This window comes from Paraburkholderia sp. J69-1 (assembly GCF_905220255.1).
Taxonomy (GTDB): Bacteria; Pseudomonadota; Gammaproteobacteria; order Burkholderiales; family Burkholderiaceae; genus Paraburkholderia.
Map to the genome: position 1 here is coordinate 75,309 of NZ_CAJMZG010000004.1, position 14,032 is coordinate 89,340.

General features: G+C 65.1%; 13 protein-coding genes. 8 read left to right on the forward strand and 5 right to left on the reverse strand.

The annotated features are described in order from the left end of the window. Positions 1-122 precede the first annotated feature (122 nt). The gene (locus U5A67_RS08600) at positions 123-593 is read left to right on the forward strand and encodes an Lrp/AsnC family transcriptional regulator (RefSeq protein WP_321813727.1); all 471 of its coding nucleotides are present in this window, start codon (positions 123-125) and stop codon (positions 591-593) included. 9 nt (positions 594-602) lie between these two features. On the opposite strand, the gene U5A67_RS08605 is transcribed toward U5A67_RS08600, so the two are convergent. Beyond that, positions 603-1,520 carry an alpha/beta hydrolase gene (locus tag U5A67_RS08605; protein WP_321813728.1) on the reverse strand — a complete coding sequence of 306 codons (918 nt, stop codon included), beginning with the start codon at positions 1,518-1,520 and terminating at the stop codon, positions 603-605. Between the two features lie 235 nt (positions 1,521-1,755). Between U5A67_RS08605 and U5A67_RS08610 the strand changes: the two genes are divergently transcribed. Then, complete coding sequence (locus tag U5A67_RS08610) at positions 1,756-2,715, forward strand: nitronate monooxygenase family protein (protein WP_321813729.1); 960 nt, start codon at positions 1,756-1,758, stop codon at positions 2,713-2,715. Between the two features lie 29 nt (positions 2,716-2,744). On the opposite strand, the gene U5A67_RS08615 is transcribed toward U5A67_RS08610, so the two are convergent. From U5A67_RS08615 to U5A67_RS08625, 3 genes are all read right to left on the reverse strand, one after another. Next, positions 2,745-3,689: a LysR family transcriptional regulator gene (locus tag U5A67_RS08615; protein ID WP_321813730.1), complete on the reverse strand. Its 945-nt coding sequence runs from the start codon at positions 3,687-3,689 to the stop codon at positions 2,745-2,747. A 237-nt stretch (positions 3,690-3,926) separates the two neighbouring features. Further along, the gene (locus U5A67_RS08620; protein WP_321813731.1) at positions 3,927-5,036 is read right to left on the reverse strand and encodes a porin; all 1,110 of its coding nucleotides are present in this window, start codon (positions 5,034-5,036) and stop codon (positions 3,927-3,929) included. A 632-nt stretch (positions 5,037-5,668) separates the two neighbouring features. Beyond that, positions 5,669-6,271, reverse strand: coding sequence for a hypothetical protein (locus U5A67_RS08625; protein ID WP_321813732.1), 603 nt, complete (start codon positions 6,269-6,271; stop codon positions 5,669-5,671). 338 nt (positions 6,272-6,609) lie between these two features. Here U5A67_RS08625 and U5A67_RS08630 point away from each other — a divergent pair, with 338 nt between their 5' ends. The 3 genes from U5A67_RS08630 (at position 6,610) to U5A67_RS08640 (ending at position 10,116) form a co-directional block, all read left to right on the forward strand. Next, the gene (locus tag U5A67_RS08630) at positions 6,610-6,786 is read left to right on the forward strand and encodes a hypothetical protein (RefSeq protein WP_321813733.1); all 177 of its coding nucleotides are present in this window, start codon (positions 6,610-6,612) and stop codon (positions 6,784-6,786) included. Positions 6,787-6,873: 87 nt separating this feature from the next. Further along, positions 6,874-7,908, forward strand: a complete 1,035-nt coding sequence (locus U5A67_RS08635) for a bile acid:sodium symporter family protein (RefSeq protein WP_321813734.1) — start codon at positions 6,874-6,876, stop codon at positions 7,906-7,908. A 321-nt stretch (positions 7,909-8,229) separates the two neighbouring features. After that, positions 8,230-10,116, forward strand: coding sequence for a phosphodiesterase (locus U5A67_RS08640; RefSeq protein WP_321813735.1), 1,887 nt, complete (start codon positions 8,230-8,232; stop codon positions 10,114-10,116). Between the two features lie 97 nt (positions 10,117-10,213). Here the strand turns inward: U5A67_RS08640 and U5A67_RS08645 are convergent, their stop codons facing one another. After that, positions 10,214-10,369 (reverse strand): DUF3309 family protein, encoded by a 156-nt coding sequence (locus tag U5A67_RS08645; RefSeq protein ID WP_042296285.1) that lies wholly within the window; start codon positions 10,367-10,369, stop codon positions 10,214-10,216. Between the two features lie 233 nt (positions 10,370-10,602). On the opposite strand from U5A67_RS08645, the gene U5A67_RS08650 reads away from it, so the two are divergent. The 3 genes from U5A67_RS08650 (at position 10,603) to U5A67_RS08660 (ending at position 14,016) form a co-directional block, all read left to right on the forward strand. Continuing rightward, entirely contained in the window at positions 10,603-11,634 is a 1,032-nt protein-coding gene (locus U5A67_RS08650) for a LacI family DNA-binding transcriptional regulator (RefSeq protein WP_321813736.1), read from the forward strand. A gap of 7 nt (positions 11,635-11,641) precedes the next feature. Continuing rightward, a complete protein-coding gene (locus tag U5A67_RS08655) occupies positions 11,642-12,967 on the forward strand; it encodes an AGE family epimerase/isomerase (RefSeq protein WP_321813737.1) in 1,326 nt (441 codons plus the stop codon). 71 nt (positions 12,968-13,038) lie between these two features. Beyond that, on the forward strand, positions 13,039-14,016 hold the full coding sequence (locus U5A67_RS08660) for a carbohydrate kinase family protein (protein ID WP_205982994.1): 978 nt from the start codon (positions 13,039-13,041) through the stop codon (positions 14,014-14,016). The last annotated feature ends 16 nt before the right edge of the window (positions 14,017-14,032 follow it).

Sequence of the window (14,032 nt, forward strand, 5' to 3'; positions counted from 1 at the left end):
CCTCGCAAGAATCTGCGAATCAGTTTACTGGCTGAGCAAGGCGGAATACATGGCGAAAATAAGGCCGAAACTTCTCATAGCCTTAGAATCGAAGGCAATCTGCCCTTTGGATGAGCGAAATTATGAACACACGTGCGAATACATCCGCGCCCGCTGCACTCGATGAAATCGACCGCGCGCTGCTTGCGGCGCTCGCCGAAGATGCGCGCGCCAGCGTGAGCGAATTGGCGCGGCAGATCGGGCTATCAGCGCCCAGCACGTCGGAGCGCATGCGCCGGCTCGAAGCGCAGGGCGTGATCGGCGGTTACACGGTGCGTATCGACCCGCGTGCGCTCGGCTACACGCTGCAGGCGATCGTGCGCGTAAAGCCGCTGCCGGGCCAGTTGCATCTGGTGGAGGAGATGTTGCGGCGCATTCCCGAGTTCATCGAATGCGACAAGGTGACCGGCGACGACTGCTTTATCGCCCGCGTCTATCTGCATTCGATCGAGCAACTCGACGACATTCTCAACAAGGTCACCGAGCGCGCGGAGACGAGCAGCGCCATCGTCAAATCGACGCCGGTGCCGCGCCGTCTGCCGCCGCTCGTGTAGAACCGGCGCTCAGCGCTCGGTGGCTTCGTCGGTGGCCTCGTCGGTGGCTTCGAAGAACGCCAGCATTTCGGCCACCAGCGCTTCGTGCGCTTCCTCGGGAATGTAGTGGCCACATTCCAGCGCGCGGCCGCTCACGTCGCGCGCGACCTTACGCCATTCCGCCAGCGGATCGAAGCAGCGCTCAATCACGCCATGCTCGCCCCACAGCACGCGCAACGGGCAACCGACCTTATGGCCGCGTTCGATATCGGCGCGATCGTGTTCGAGGTCGATGGTCGCGGAGGCGCGATAGTCTTCGCACATCGCGTGCACGGCGCCCGGCTGGCGCAGCGCCGCGCGATACGCGCCCAGCGCCTTCGGGGCGAACGGCGCCAGACCCGCGTGACGGCTGCCCATCACGCGCTCGATATAGGCATCGGGATTCGCGCCGATCAGCGCTTCGGGCAGCGGCTCGGGCTGGATCAGCAGGAACCAGTGAAAATAGAGCGTGGCGAATTCGCGGTCGGTCTGCTCGTACATGGCGAGCGTGGGCGCGATATCGAGCAGCATCAGCCGTTCGACAGCCTCCGCATGATCGAGCGCCATGCGATGCGCCACGCGCGCGCCGCGATCATGCGCGCACACCAGGAAGCGTTCGAAGCCGAAGTGGCGCATGACCTCGACCTGATCGGCGGCCATTGCGCGTTTCGAGTACGCGGCGTGGCTCGCGTCGCTGGCCGGTTTCGACGAATCGCCGTAACCGCGCAGATCGGTGGCGATCACGGTGAAGTGCTGCGCCAGATCCGCCGCGCAGCGATGCCAGATCATGTGCGTCTGCGGATGACCATGCAGGAGCAGCAACGGCGGGCCTTCGCCGCCGCGCATCCCGTTGATCTCGACGCCGCCCGCAGTCCGGACGGTGAAAGGCGTGTATCCCTCAAACGGCATGATTTGTCTCTCTCTTGTCCCTGTTGGTCTGCTGCCATTGTATGAGGCGTGCGCGAGCCCAAAGCGTGGTTTCGGGCTCGTAGCGCTAGAAACCGAACACTCCCTCGAATCCGCTTCGAACCCGGCCCGGGCGACAGCGTGCCTATAATCGAACGACCGTTTTTGACCGATTCTGGCTGGCGCGCCGCCCTGCATCGACCAGCGCCGCGCGCCGCGTGCCCAAGGAGATCCGCTCATGGCCTTGCCTGCCGTTCTGCAGAACCTGTCGTTGCCCGTCGTCGCCTCGCCGATGTTTATCGTCAGCTATCCCGATCTCGTGCTGGCGCAGTGCAAGGCGGGGATCGTCGGTTCGTTTCCGGCGCTCAACGCGCGGCCCGCCGAACTGCTCGACGAATGGCTCACGCAGATCCAGGCGCAACTCGCGGCGCACAAGGCCGCCAACCCGGATGCCGTGATCGGGCCGATCGCCGTGAACCAGATCGTTCATCAGTCGAATGCGCGCCTGGAGCACGACATCGGCGTATGCGTGAAACATCAGGTGCCGATCTTCATCACCAGCCTGCGCGCGCCGCCGAAGGAACTGCTCGACGCCGTGCATGGCTATGGCGGCATCGTGCTGCACGACGTCATCAATCTGCGTCATGCGGGCAAGGCGCTCGAAGCGGGCGTGGATGGGCTGATTCTCGTGGCGGCGGGCGCGGGCGGGCATGCCGGCACGACCTCGCCGTTCGCGCTGGTGGGCGAAGTGCGGCGCATGTTCGACGGCCCGCTCGTGCTGTCGGGCGCGATCGCCAACGGCGGCTCGATCCTCGCCGCGCAGGCGATGGGCGCCGATCTCGCCTACATGGGCACGCGCTTTATCGCCACCCAAGAAGCGCATGCGGTGGAGGGCTACAAGCACGCGATCCTGGGCGCCAAGGCCGCCGACATCGTCTACACGAACCTGTTCACGGGCGTGCACGGCAACTACATCCGCGAGAGCATCGTCAACGCGGGGCTCGACCCGGACGCGCTGCCCGAATCGGATAAATCGGCGATGAACTTCGGCGGCGACAAGACCAAGGCGTGGAAGGACATCTGGGGCGCGGGCCAGGGCGTCGGGCTGATGGACGATGTGCCGTCGGTGGCGGAACTGGTCGCGCGCCTGAAAAGCGAGTACGACGAAGCGAAGGCGCGGCTCGGGATCGCGCGATAACCCGATCGCGCGATCAGACTTTGCGTCGCTTAGACCTTCACGCGTTGCGCCAGCGTGCGGATTTCGTCGGCATTCGGCCAGAGCGCACTTTCGCCGAAGCGCGCGGCGAGAAAGTCCACGAACGAGCGCACTTTCGCCGACAGATGGCGGCGGCTCGCGTAGACCGCGTAGATGGGCAACTCGCGCGGCGGCAGCGCATCGACGAGCAGCGGCACGAGACGGCCTTCGGCGATATCGTCGCCGATCACTTCGGTGCCGAGCATCGACAGCCCGCCGCCTTGCAGCACCACCACGCGCAGCGCTTCCAGATGATTGACGATGAGGTTGCCGCCCGGCTTCGGGCGCGCGCCCGCTTCGGAGAACGGCGCGAGTTCCGCCGCCGAAGCGCCCGCGTAATGCACGAACTTGTGCTTCGCGAGATCGGCGACCGTTTTCGGCACGCCATGGCGGCGCAGATACTCGGGCGAAGCGCACAGCACGATATGCGCGCTCGCCAGCGGTCGCGCGATCAACGACGACGACTTCAGCCCCGAAGGCGAGGCGCGGATCGCCACGTCGAAGCCTTCGTCGATCAACTCGACCACGCGGTCCGACAAGGTGATATCGACGGTCACCTGGGGGAAATCCGCCGCGTAATCGGCCACCGCGCCCATCACGTGGCGCAGGCCGAAAGCCGTCAGCGACGACACGCGTAGCCGCCCTTGCGGCACCACGCTGGCCGCGCCCACGGCCTGGCCCGCTTCGTCGAGTTCCGTCAGCGCCTGGGCGACGCGCTCGTAGTATTCGCGGCCCGCTTCCGTCAGCGCGACGCGGCGCGTCGTGCGGTTCAGCAGCCGCGCGTTGAGCTGCTGCTCCAGGTGCATCACGTGTTTGCTGGCCATCGCCGCGGACATGCCCATCCGCTCGGCCGCCGCGACGAAGCTCCCCGCTTCCACCACCTGCCGGAAAACTTTCATACTGACGAGGGTATCCATCGCGCTGCTCTTGCTCGTATCGGTTAAACGGTAAAACGGTCTGACGTGATCAGGAAACAATCCGCGTTATTGTGCGCGCTTTATCAATTACTGGTAGCCAAACGCGCAGCCTGCGATCTTTCGGCTTCTTTCCGCTTCTTTCCCGCGCGCCAAAAGAAAAACCCCCGCGCTGCGAACAACGCGGGGGTTTTCGTGGCAATGCGCGGCAACGCTACGTGAAGCGATGCGGCCGAATGCTTAGAACTTCGCGCGCAGGCCCACGCCGTAGGTCATGCCCGTCGACATGTTGTCGTAGTGGTCGTACATGTACGCGGCGTACAGGTCAGTGCGCTTCGAGAGCGGGTAGTCGTAACCGACCGCTGCCGTGTTGTGCGTCTGGTTCAGGCCGCCGCTGTCGCGCGAGTACGCGTACGACGCCATCACCGTGCCCGGGCCGACCGGCACCGACACGCCGCCTTGCGCCGTGTTGAGGTGCCAGCTGCTGATGTCGCTGTTGTTGTTCGTGTACATGTACTGGCCGAAGAACTTCGCGTACTTCAGGTCGTACGACAGACCCACCTGCGCGACGCTCTGGCTGCGCAGACCGACTACGGTCACGTCGCCGCTCAGGATGCTGCCGATATCGCCGGGCGAGCTGTTGAAGTTCACGTACTGATACACCGCCGTGGCGGCGAACGGGCCGTGGAAGTACAGCGCCTGGGCGCTCCACTTCTTCTTGCCGTTTTCGCCGGCCGTGTTGCCGAGCGCGTACATCACCGAGCCCGACAGGCCGTTGAAGTTCGGCGTCGAGTACTGGATCGCGTTGTTCCAGCCCGAATCGCCCACCACGCCCTGGTCGGTCGTGTAGGTCGGGTAGGTCGAAAGGCCGAGGTACACGTGGTACACCATCGGCGAGAAGGTGTACGAATCGATGAACGGGTTGAACAGGATCGTCGAGACGAACAGTTGCGTCGTCAGACGGCCCGCCGTGACCGTACCGTAGGGCGATTCGATACCCACGTACGAGTTACGTGCGAAGAACGTGTCACCCGAGAAGCGGCCGTACTGGCCGTTCTGTGCGCGGAAGAAGCTTTCCAGCGTGAAGATCGCCTTGTAGCCGCCGCCCAGATCCTCGGAGCCCTTCAAGCCCCAGTAGGACGTGGACATACCGCCGCCGCCGACATTCCATGCGGTCTGGCTGCCGGGGAAGCGCGTGGCGCCGACCCACTCGTCGACCTGACCATAGAGCTGCACGCTCGACTGTGCGAAGGCCGACGACGATGCGGCGGCGAGCACGGCGGCGATGGCGCCGGCCTTAAGGGACGTACGCAGCGGCGCACGCAGCGCGCGGCTAACGGCTGATTTCATGGGTTCTCCTGTCTTTGTCAAAAAAAGGTGTGACTGGCGGCTTTGGCGCTCGCGCAAACCGTTTGTTTTTCGTCGTTCGCAGGCGTGGGCGTTCTGGGCAGGTCCATCTTTGCGGACCATTTTTCTGGACAAAAATATCGGCTGTTATCGCCGGTATATCGGCCCGATTAGTTTGCTGTCCACAAAACCTGCACTGATGGGATCCGGCGCTCTTTATGGCGCATCGCAACATGAACGACTTCGGGCTCATGGCCCATGTGGACGGGGCTTCTGCCCGTTTTTTGCGCTTTCCGGCCTGGCCGTTGACGCGCCGCCACAGCGAAGACGAGATTTGATGACGAAAGGGTTCTGTATGACGAGTGATTTCAGAAAAAGTGTGGTATCCACGCGTCAGTTTTGAAGCGAAAAGGCGCTTGCGGGGGGAAACGGGGATTTCAGGCGGGATCGGGCGCGGGAGAAACGCGGAAAAGGACGACTGGAAAGGCGCGGAAAGAAAGGTGCGCAGGCGGGGAGAGTGCGTGCGCGAAGGCTTATTGGTGCGCGGTCGTCAGGGTGCGCGGCGGTGCAGCTTTGCGGCTCGGCAAGCGCGCGCCTGGCTCTTGGGACGGCGCTGGGCTGGCTGTTAGTTGCGGTTAATTCCGGTACGGCGAAGGCATCGGCGGACGCGGGCCATCGCCGCCGCCCCGCTGGAACGGCCGGAACGTGCCACGTTCCTCGTTATAGCGCGCGACGTCTTCGCGGATCGAACCGGCGCGTACCGGCGAGTCCGCCGGCGGATGCGGCACCTGACGGGTCTCCGCGCTGACCGGCTGGATCGGCCCGCGATAATTGCTGAAACCGTTGCCGTAGGGGTTGCTGCTAAAGCCAGGCGTTTCGCGACGCTCCGCCTGACGGCCACCGCCAGGCGCGCCGCGTTCGCGCCAGCCGCCTTGATCGGCGACGCGCATGGGCGCCGGGTTGTTGTAGCGGGCGCCGCCACCGGGCATGTTGCCGTAGCGCGGCTGACGGACTGCGCCCGCACCGCCCCAATGCATGGGCGTCGCTTCGCGCATCATCGGCGCATGGCCGAAACCACCGCCGCCACCGCCGTGAAAACCGCCGCCGCCATGAGGCGCGAACGAGGGCTGGGCATGGGCGAGCGCAACGAGGGCCGCCAAACCGGCCCCCAGCATCCACTGTCCCATCCGTAACAACCCTGCGCGCATTTTGTCGATCACCTGCCCGACGATCCGCATGAGCACCCGCCATTCGGGCCATGGCAGGCCAGTTCCGGGAAGCGTGTGCTGCGATGCGTAACGATTGCCGCCGCAACGGTCTCCACACGTTCCTTGACGGTAATTTATGGGCCCCCGGTATGGGTGTCGAGCCAAAAAGTGTTATGCCCTCGGAAGGGTTGTAACACCATGTTACTGTTCGATTTTTCGGGTTTTGGAGGGTTGTCGCACGGGCCTGTTTTGTGCTGGTTTTGTGCTGCATCGCACCGTATCACGCAAGGCCCGGCGCACCTGCCGGTGCACCTTTTCGCACCTGCTCCGGGTGAGTATTTCGTCGTACTTGAGAAGCAGTCTTTTGCATGACGAATGAAAATGAGAATCGCGATGAACATCGGACAAACCGTCATCGGCGCATTCTCGGCACACTCGAAACCGGCGCGGCAAAACCGTTCTGGATCGTGCGCCAACATGCGCGCCACTCATTAATCAATTCCGCAAATGAATTTGCTTTTTCAATGGCCTTGCGCAGACAATAGGGCCTCCCGATGACCCCTTATGCCCGCGATGCTCGCGTCGAACGACGCACATTGCCAGGCGCCGATATGCGCACTTGAGATCGTCCGATGGCACGTCCGAAATTCCTGCCCGATAACTTCACGCTCTGCCTCGTCGGCACCGTGATCCTCGCGAGCCTGCTGCCGGTGCACGGCCAGGCCGCCACTGGATTCAACTGGCTCACCAATATCGCGGTCGGGCTGCTGTTCTTCCTGCACGGCGCCAAGCTCTCGCGCGAAGCGATCGTCGCGGGCGCCACGCACTGGCGTCTGCATCTCGTCGTGCTGGCCAGCACCTTCATCCTCTTTCCGCTGCTCGGACTCGCGCTCAAGCCGGTGCTGTCGCCGCTCGTCACGCCTGCGCTCTATATGGGCGTGCTGTTCCTGTGCACGCTGCCGTCGACCGTGCAGTCGTCGATCGCCTTTACGTCGATTGCGCGCGGCAACGTGCCGGCGGCCGTGTGCAGCGCTTCGGCGTCGAGCCTGATCGGCATCTTCGTCACGCCCGCGCTGGTGAGCCTCGTGGTGACGAACCAGACGGCCGGCGGCAGTTCCGCGTGGCATACGGTCTGGAACATCGTGCTGCAACTGCTCGTGCCATTCGTGGCGGGCCAGTTGCTGCGCCCGGTGATCGGTGGCTGGATCGAACGCAATCGCGGCGTGCTCAAGTTCGTCGATCAGGGCTCGATTCTGTTCGTAGTGTACGGCGCGTTTTCGGAAGCGATCAACGAAGGGCTCTGGCATCACACGCCGCTCGCGGCACTGGGCGGCCTGCTGGTGGTGAATGCGGTGCTGCTGGCGCTGGCGCTCGGCATTACGATCTTCGCGAGCCGCAAGCTGGGCTTCTCGCGCGCGGATCAGATCACGATTATTTTCTGCGGCTCGAAGAAGAGCCTCGCTGCCGGCGTGCCGATGGCGAAGGTGATCTTCGCGTCGAATGCGGTGGGCGCGGTGGTGTTGCCGCTGATGCTGTTCCACCAGATCCAGCTGATGGTGTGCGCGGCGCTGGCGCAGCGTTGGGGCGCGCGCGACATGAGCGCGGAACGTGCGGCCGTTGCCGGCGACGAGTCGCAGGGTGGCGCGGCTGCGGCGGGGCGGCGTTAAGCGTTCGGCCTCCAGCATTTGCTCTTTCGCGGCGGAACGCTCCTTCCTGTTCCGCCGCTCGTTTCTCCCGCCGCGCACTATCCGTTGCGCGCGCATCGACCGGCGCTTCTCGCTGCGTCACCTTCTCCCTCCTCGCCGGCTTCATTCGTCGCCTCGCGGCCGCGCATCGCAAACAAACAACATTCGCGCCGCATGCAAGTGCGACGCAAACGTTGCACAGCCCATCCGCGCCCTTTTTCTTCGAACTGTCATGAAAAGTTCATTTAATTGTCCGACGCTGCTGCCGATATTCCCGTCGTTAAAGCCATCCTGGCTCTATCCATGTCTGCACGTGCGTCCACGCCGTCCGCCTCACCGATTGTCGGCGCCACCGAAGGTCCGGCCAGCATCGAGGCCCTGATCGCCCAACGCCAGTTGCGCGCCGTCTTTCAGCCGATCGTCGATTTCGACGATGGCGCCATCCTCGGCTACGAAGGCCTGATTCGCGGTCCGGCCGGCTCGCCGCTCGAATCGCCCGCCGCGCTGTTCGCGCACGCGGGCGTTGCGGGCTGCACCGCCGCGCTCGAACGCGCCGCCGCCGACGTCTGCATCGACGCCTTCACGCAGCTCGGCTGCAACGGCAAGCTGTTCCTGAACTTCAGCGCGGGCGCGCTGTGCCAGCTGGCCAGCACGGGCATCGGCGCCCTGTTCGCGCGCATCGACGCGCAGCGCGTCGTGATCGAATTGACCGAGCAAAGCGCCATCGCCGATCTGCGCGAATTCACGCCCGTGGTGGCGGCCTTGCGCGCGGCCGGCGCGCGGTTCGCACTCGACGATTACGGCAGCGCCAACGCCAGCATGAACGTCTGGGTGCAGCTTCAGCCCGACGTGGTGAAGATCGATCGCTTCTTCATTCAGGACATCGCCAATACGCCGCTGAAGTTTGAAGCCGTGCGCGCCATGCAGCATTTCGCCCAGGCGAGCGGCGCGCGGCTCGTGGCCGAAGGCATCGAAAACGAAGCCGATCTGCTCGTGCTGCGCGACATGGGCATCCAAAGCGGCCAGGGCTTTTTTCTCGGCCGTCCCGATGCGCAGCCGCCGCGCAAGCTCGACGAACGCACGCGCGCCGCGATCAGTGCGCATCACATCGCCGTGTTTCCCGAAGCGACGCGTCAGAGCGGCGCAAGCGCAACGGGCGGCGCGCCCGCGCAGAAGATGGTCGTGCACGCGCCCGCGCTACCGCGCCGCGCGACCAATAACGATGTGCTCGATCTCTTCAACCGCATGCCCGATCTGCACGCGGTCGCGGTCGTCGAAGGCGAAACGCCCGTGGCGCTGATCAACCGGCGCGCGTTCATGGACCGCTACGCGCTGCCCTATCACCGCGAGCTGTTCGGCAAGAAAGCCTGTCTGCAATTCGCCAACGCGCAGCCCGTGCTGATCGAGCAGACCATGAGCGTCGAGCAGATGGCCGCGCTGCTCGCGAGCGACGATCAACGCTATCTCGCCGATGGCTTCGTCATCACCGATAACGGCCGTTACGCGGGGCTCGGCACCGGCGAAAGTCTCGTGCGCGCAGTGACGGAAGTGCGCATCCAGGCGGCACGTTACGCGAATCCGCTGACGTTTCTGCCTGGCAATATCCCGATCAGTTCGCACATCGAACGTCTGCAATCGCACGACGCGGGCTTTCACGCGTGCTACGTCGATCTGAACCAGTTCAAGCCGTTCAACGATCAGTACGGCTACTGGCAAGGCGACGAGGTGCTGAAATTCGCGGCCCAGGTGCTCGCCGATGTGTGCGACCCCATGCGCGACTTTCTCGGTCACGTGGGCGGCGACGATTTCCTGATCCTGTTTCAGAGCGAAACGTGGCACGAGCGCGCCAGCCGCGCGATCGAAACCTTCAATGCGGGTGCGCTGCGTTTTTACGCGCCCGCCGACCGGCTCGCAGGCGGCATTCACGGCGAGGACCGGCAAGGTCATCCGACCTTCTTCAGCTTCGTGACGATGGCGATCGGCTGCGTGCACATCGCGGCGGGCACAGGCGCGCAGCACGGCAGCGAAGCGATCGCGTCGCTGGCTGCGATCGCGAAGCGGCGCGCCAAGCAGGAGGCCGCCGGTCTCGTGGTGATCGAGGGCAGCGACAGCGCGGAACTGCTGCCCGCGCTCTCGCACGGCGAGGTCCACGCCGAAGCGCAACGGGCGATGCCTGCCGCGCACAGCTAACGCAGCTGGCTCACCGTCGACAAAAGGCCGGCTCGGATCGCCCATCCACGCCGGCCTTTTGGTCTTTTAGCGGCTGTCGTTACAGCGGCTGTCGCTGCTAGATCGTCCCCATCAACACGAGCACGACCACGACGATCACGACGATCCCCAGCGTCCCGGATGGCGCATAGCCCCACGAGCGACTATGCGGCCAGGCGGGAAAGGCGCCGATCAGCAGCAGGATCAGGATGACCAGAAGCAAGGTGCCTAGCATGATGCCTCCGTACGGTTCGAATGATGACGCGACCGATTGAGCAACCGCTGTTCCCGGCGATCTTGTTTAGCTAGTTTTACTAAACACGCAAATTTACGTTTATCTTTGTAATTACGGGTATTTACTGGGCTTTTATGGCGCGATGCAACGTTGCGCCACCTTGTTTTTACTATACAATCGCCGCACATCTGGCCATGTCATCGCAACAGGCGCGCAGCAAGCAGACAGGAACCATGGGGACAACCATACGCGACGTCGCGCAGGCGGCCAACGTGTCGATCGGCACGGTCTCACGCGCGCTCAAAAACCAGCCGGGCCTGTCCGAGGCCACGCGCACGCGCATCGTCGAAGTGGCGCGCTCGCTGGGCTATGACTGCGGGCAACTGCGCCCGCGCATTCGCCGCCTCACTTTCCTGCTGCATCGCCAGCACAATAATTTCGCCGCCAGCCCGTTCTTCTCGCACGTCCTGCATGGCGTGGAAGACGCCTGCCGCGAGCACGGCATCGTGCCCGCGCTGCTCACCGCCGGTCCCGCCGACGACACCGTCCAGCAACTGCGTCTGCACGCGCCCGATGCCATCGCCGTGGCCGGTTTCGTCGAGCCCGAAATGCTCAACGCGCTGGTCGCGCTGCAACGTCCGCTCGTGCTGATCGACCTGTGGGCGCCGGGTCTTCGCTCGGTGAACATCGACAACGCCGCGGGCGCCGCGCTCGCCATGCATCATCTGTTCAGCCTCGGGCGGCGGCGCGTGGCGTTTATCGGCGGGTCGCTCGCGCACTACAGCATCGCGCAGCGCGCGCTCGGCTACCGCCGCGCCTTCTTCGAAGCCGGGCTGCTGTTCGATCCGTCGCTGGAAACCACCATCGACGGCGGGCTCGATCCCGACACCGGCGCGTCGCAAGCCATGCAGCGTCTGCTCGACACGGCGCGCCAGCGCGGCGCGGCGCGGCCCGACGCCGTCTTCGCCTACAACGACGCCGCCGCGCTCGCCGCCATGCGCGTGTGCCAGAGCCACGGCCTGCGCGTGCCCGAAGACATCGCCATCATCGGTTTCGACGATATTGCCGGTGCCTCGCATGCCTCGCCCGCGCTGTCGACCATCGCCGTCGACAAGCAAGCGCTCGGGCGGCGCGGCGTGGAACTGCTGCTCGAAGAAACGCCCGAATTCCAGCCGCCCGTTCAAGAGATCGTGCTGCCCGTGCGGCTGATCGAACGCGCCAGCACGGCCATGCCCGCGCTCGCCACCCAAGCCCAGTCAACCTGAGAACGCCATGACGAAGCCCACCGACACTCTCCAGGCCAACACCGCCACGAATGCCAGCGTGCCCGCCGTCGCGAGCTTTCGCGACCGTGCGTTCCTGCTGGGCCATATCGAGGACACGCTGCGCTTCTACGCGCCCAACGTGTACGACGCCTCGGGCGGCTTCTTCCACTATTTCCGCGACGACGGCTCGGTGTACAACGCGCATTCGCGCCATCTGGTGAGCAGCTGCCGCTACGTCTTCAACTACGCGATGGCGTACCGCGAGTCCGGCGACGCGCAGCATCTGGAATACGCGCGCCACGGCCTGCAGTTCCTGCGCGAGGCGCATTGGGACCCGCAGCATCAGGGCTACGACTGGGAGATCGACTGGCGCGACGGCAGAAAGCGCGTGCTCGACGCCACGCGTCACTGCTACGGCCTTGCCTTCGTGCTGCTGGCTTACGCGCACGCGGCGATGGCCGGTATCGAAGAAGCGCGGCCGATGATCGGCGCCACCTTCGAGCTGATGGAACATCGCTTCTGGGACGGCGCAGCAGGCCTGTACGCCGATGAAGCCAGCGCCGACTGGATCGTGTCGAGCTATCGCGGCCAGAACGCCAACATGCACACCACGGAGGCGCTGCTCGCGGCCTACGAGGCGACCGGCCATCTCGTCTATCTCGACCGCGCGGAGCGCGTCGCGTCGAACATCACGCTGCGCCAGGCGAAGCTTTCGCAAGGCCTCGTGTGGGAGCACTTTCACGCCGACTGGTCGGTGGACTGGCACTACAACGAAGAGGACAGCTCGAACATCTTCCGTCCGTGGGGCTTCCAGCCGGGCCACCAGACCGAATGGGCGAAGCTGCTGCTGATCCTGGAGCGTCATCGTCCGCTGCCGTGGCTGCTGCCGCGCGCCATCGAACTGTTCGACGCCGCCATGGCGCACGCGTGGGACAACGATCACGGCGGGCTCTACTACGGCTTCGGCCCGGACTACACCGTCTGCGATCACGACAAATACTTCTGGGTGCAGGCCGAAACCTTCGCTACCGCCGCGCTGCTCGCGAAGCGCACGGGCAACGAGCGCTTCTGGGACTGGTACGACGAGATCTGGCGCTATAGCTGGGCGCATTTCGTCGATCATCGCTATGGCGCGTGGTATCGCATTCTCACCTGCGACAACCGCAAATACAGCGACGAGAAAAGCCCCGCGGGCAAGACCGACTACCACACCATGGGCGCGTGCTACGAAGCGCTCAACGCCCTGCCGGGACGCGGCATGGCGCCGGTGATCGGCCGCGAGGCGGCGCTCGCCGACGAACCCCGCGCAACCGGCACCGACGGCAACGCCTGAGCGCCACCACGGCGACCCCGCGCATACGAAGCAGCAACGCATCCAGCGAACGATCAAGCAAGGATCAAGCGATGAGCACCTGCAGCACTGGCCCCGACTTCTCGTCCGGCTTCCCCGCGTTCATCTCGGCGGGCGACATCCTCACCGATCTCGTGCGCGGCGGCGCGCCCGACGGCGCATCGGCGCCTGCAGGCGTCCCGGGCATGGACTCGCACTGGCGCGCCCATCCCGGCGGCGCGGGCTGGAACGTGGCGCGCGCGGTCGCGCGTCTGGGCCTGCCCACGGCCTGCGCAGGCGCGCTCGGCACCGACAACTTCTCGGACGAACTCTGGAACGCCAGCGTCGCCGCCGGTCTCGACATGCGCTTCATGCAGCGCGTCGAGCGCGCGCCGCTGCTGGCGATCGTGCATCAGACGCATCCGCCCGCGTACTACTTCATCGGCGACAACAGCGCCGATCTCGCCTTCGATCCCGCGAAGCTGCCCGAAGGATGGCGCGCGCACGCGAAGTGGGCGCACTTCGGCTGCATCAGCCTCGTGCGCCAGCCGCTGGGCGAAACGCTCGCCACGCTCGCGGCGGATTTGCGCGCGCAGGGCGTGAAGATCAGCTTCGATCCGAACTACCGCAACCTGATGGCGCACGGCTACGAGCCGATCCTGCACCGCATGGCCGCGCTCGCCGATCTCATCAAGGTCTCCGACGAAGACCTGCGCATGCTGTTCGCCGATAAGACCGAACCCGAGGCGATCGCCGCAATGCGCGCGCTGAATCCGGCGGCGACGCTGCTGGTCACGCGCGGCGCGCAGACCGCGACGCTCTACGTAGGCGACGAGGTGTTCGAAGCCGCGCCGCCGCGCGTCGAAGTCGCCGATACCGTGGGCGCGGGCGACGCTTCCATCGGCGGGCTGATGTTCAGCCTGATGAGCACGCCGCAACGCAGCTGGCCGCAGCATCTGGCGTTCGCGCTGGCTGCGGGCGCCGCCGCCTGCCGACGCCCCGGCGCGCATTCGCCGACGCTCGACGAAGTGGTCGCGCTGATCGCCGATTGAGCAACGATTAAGCGTC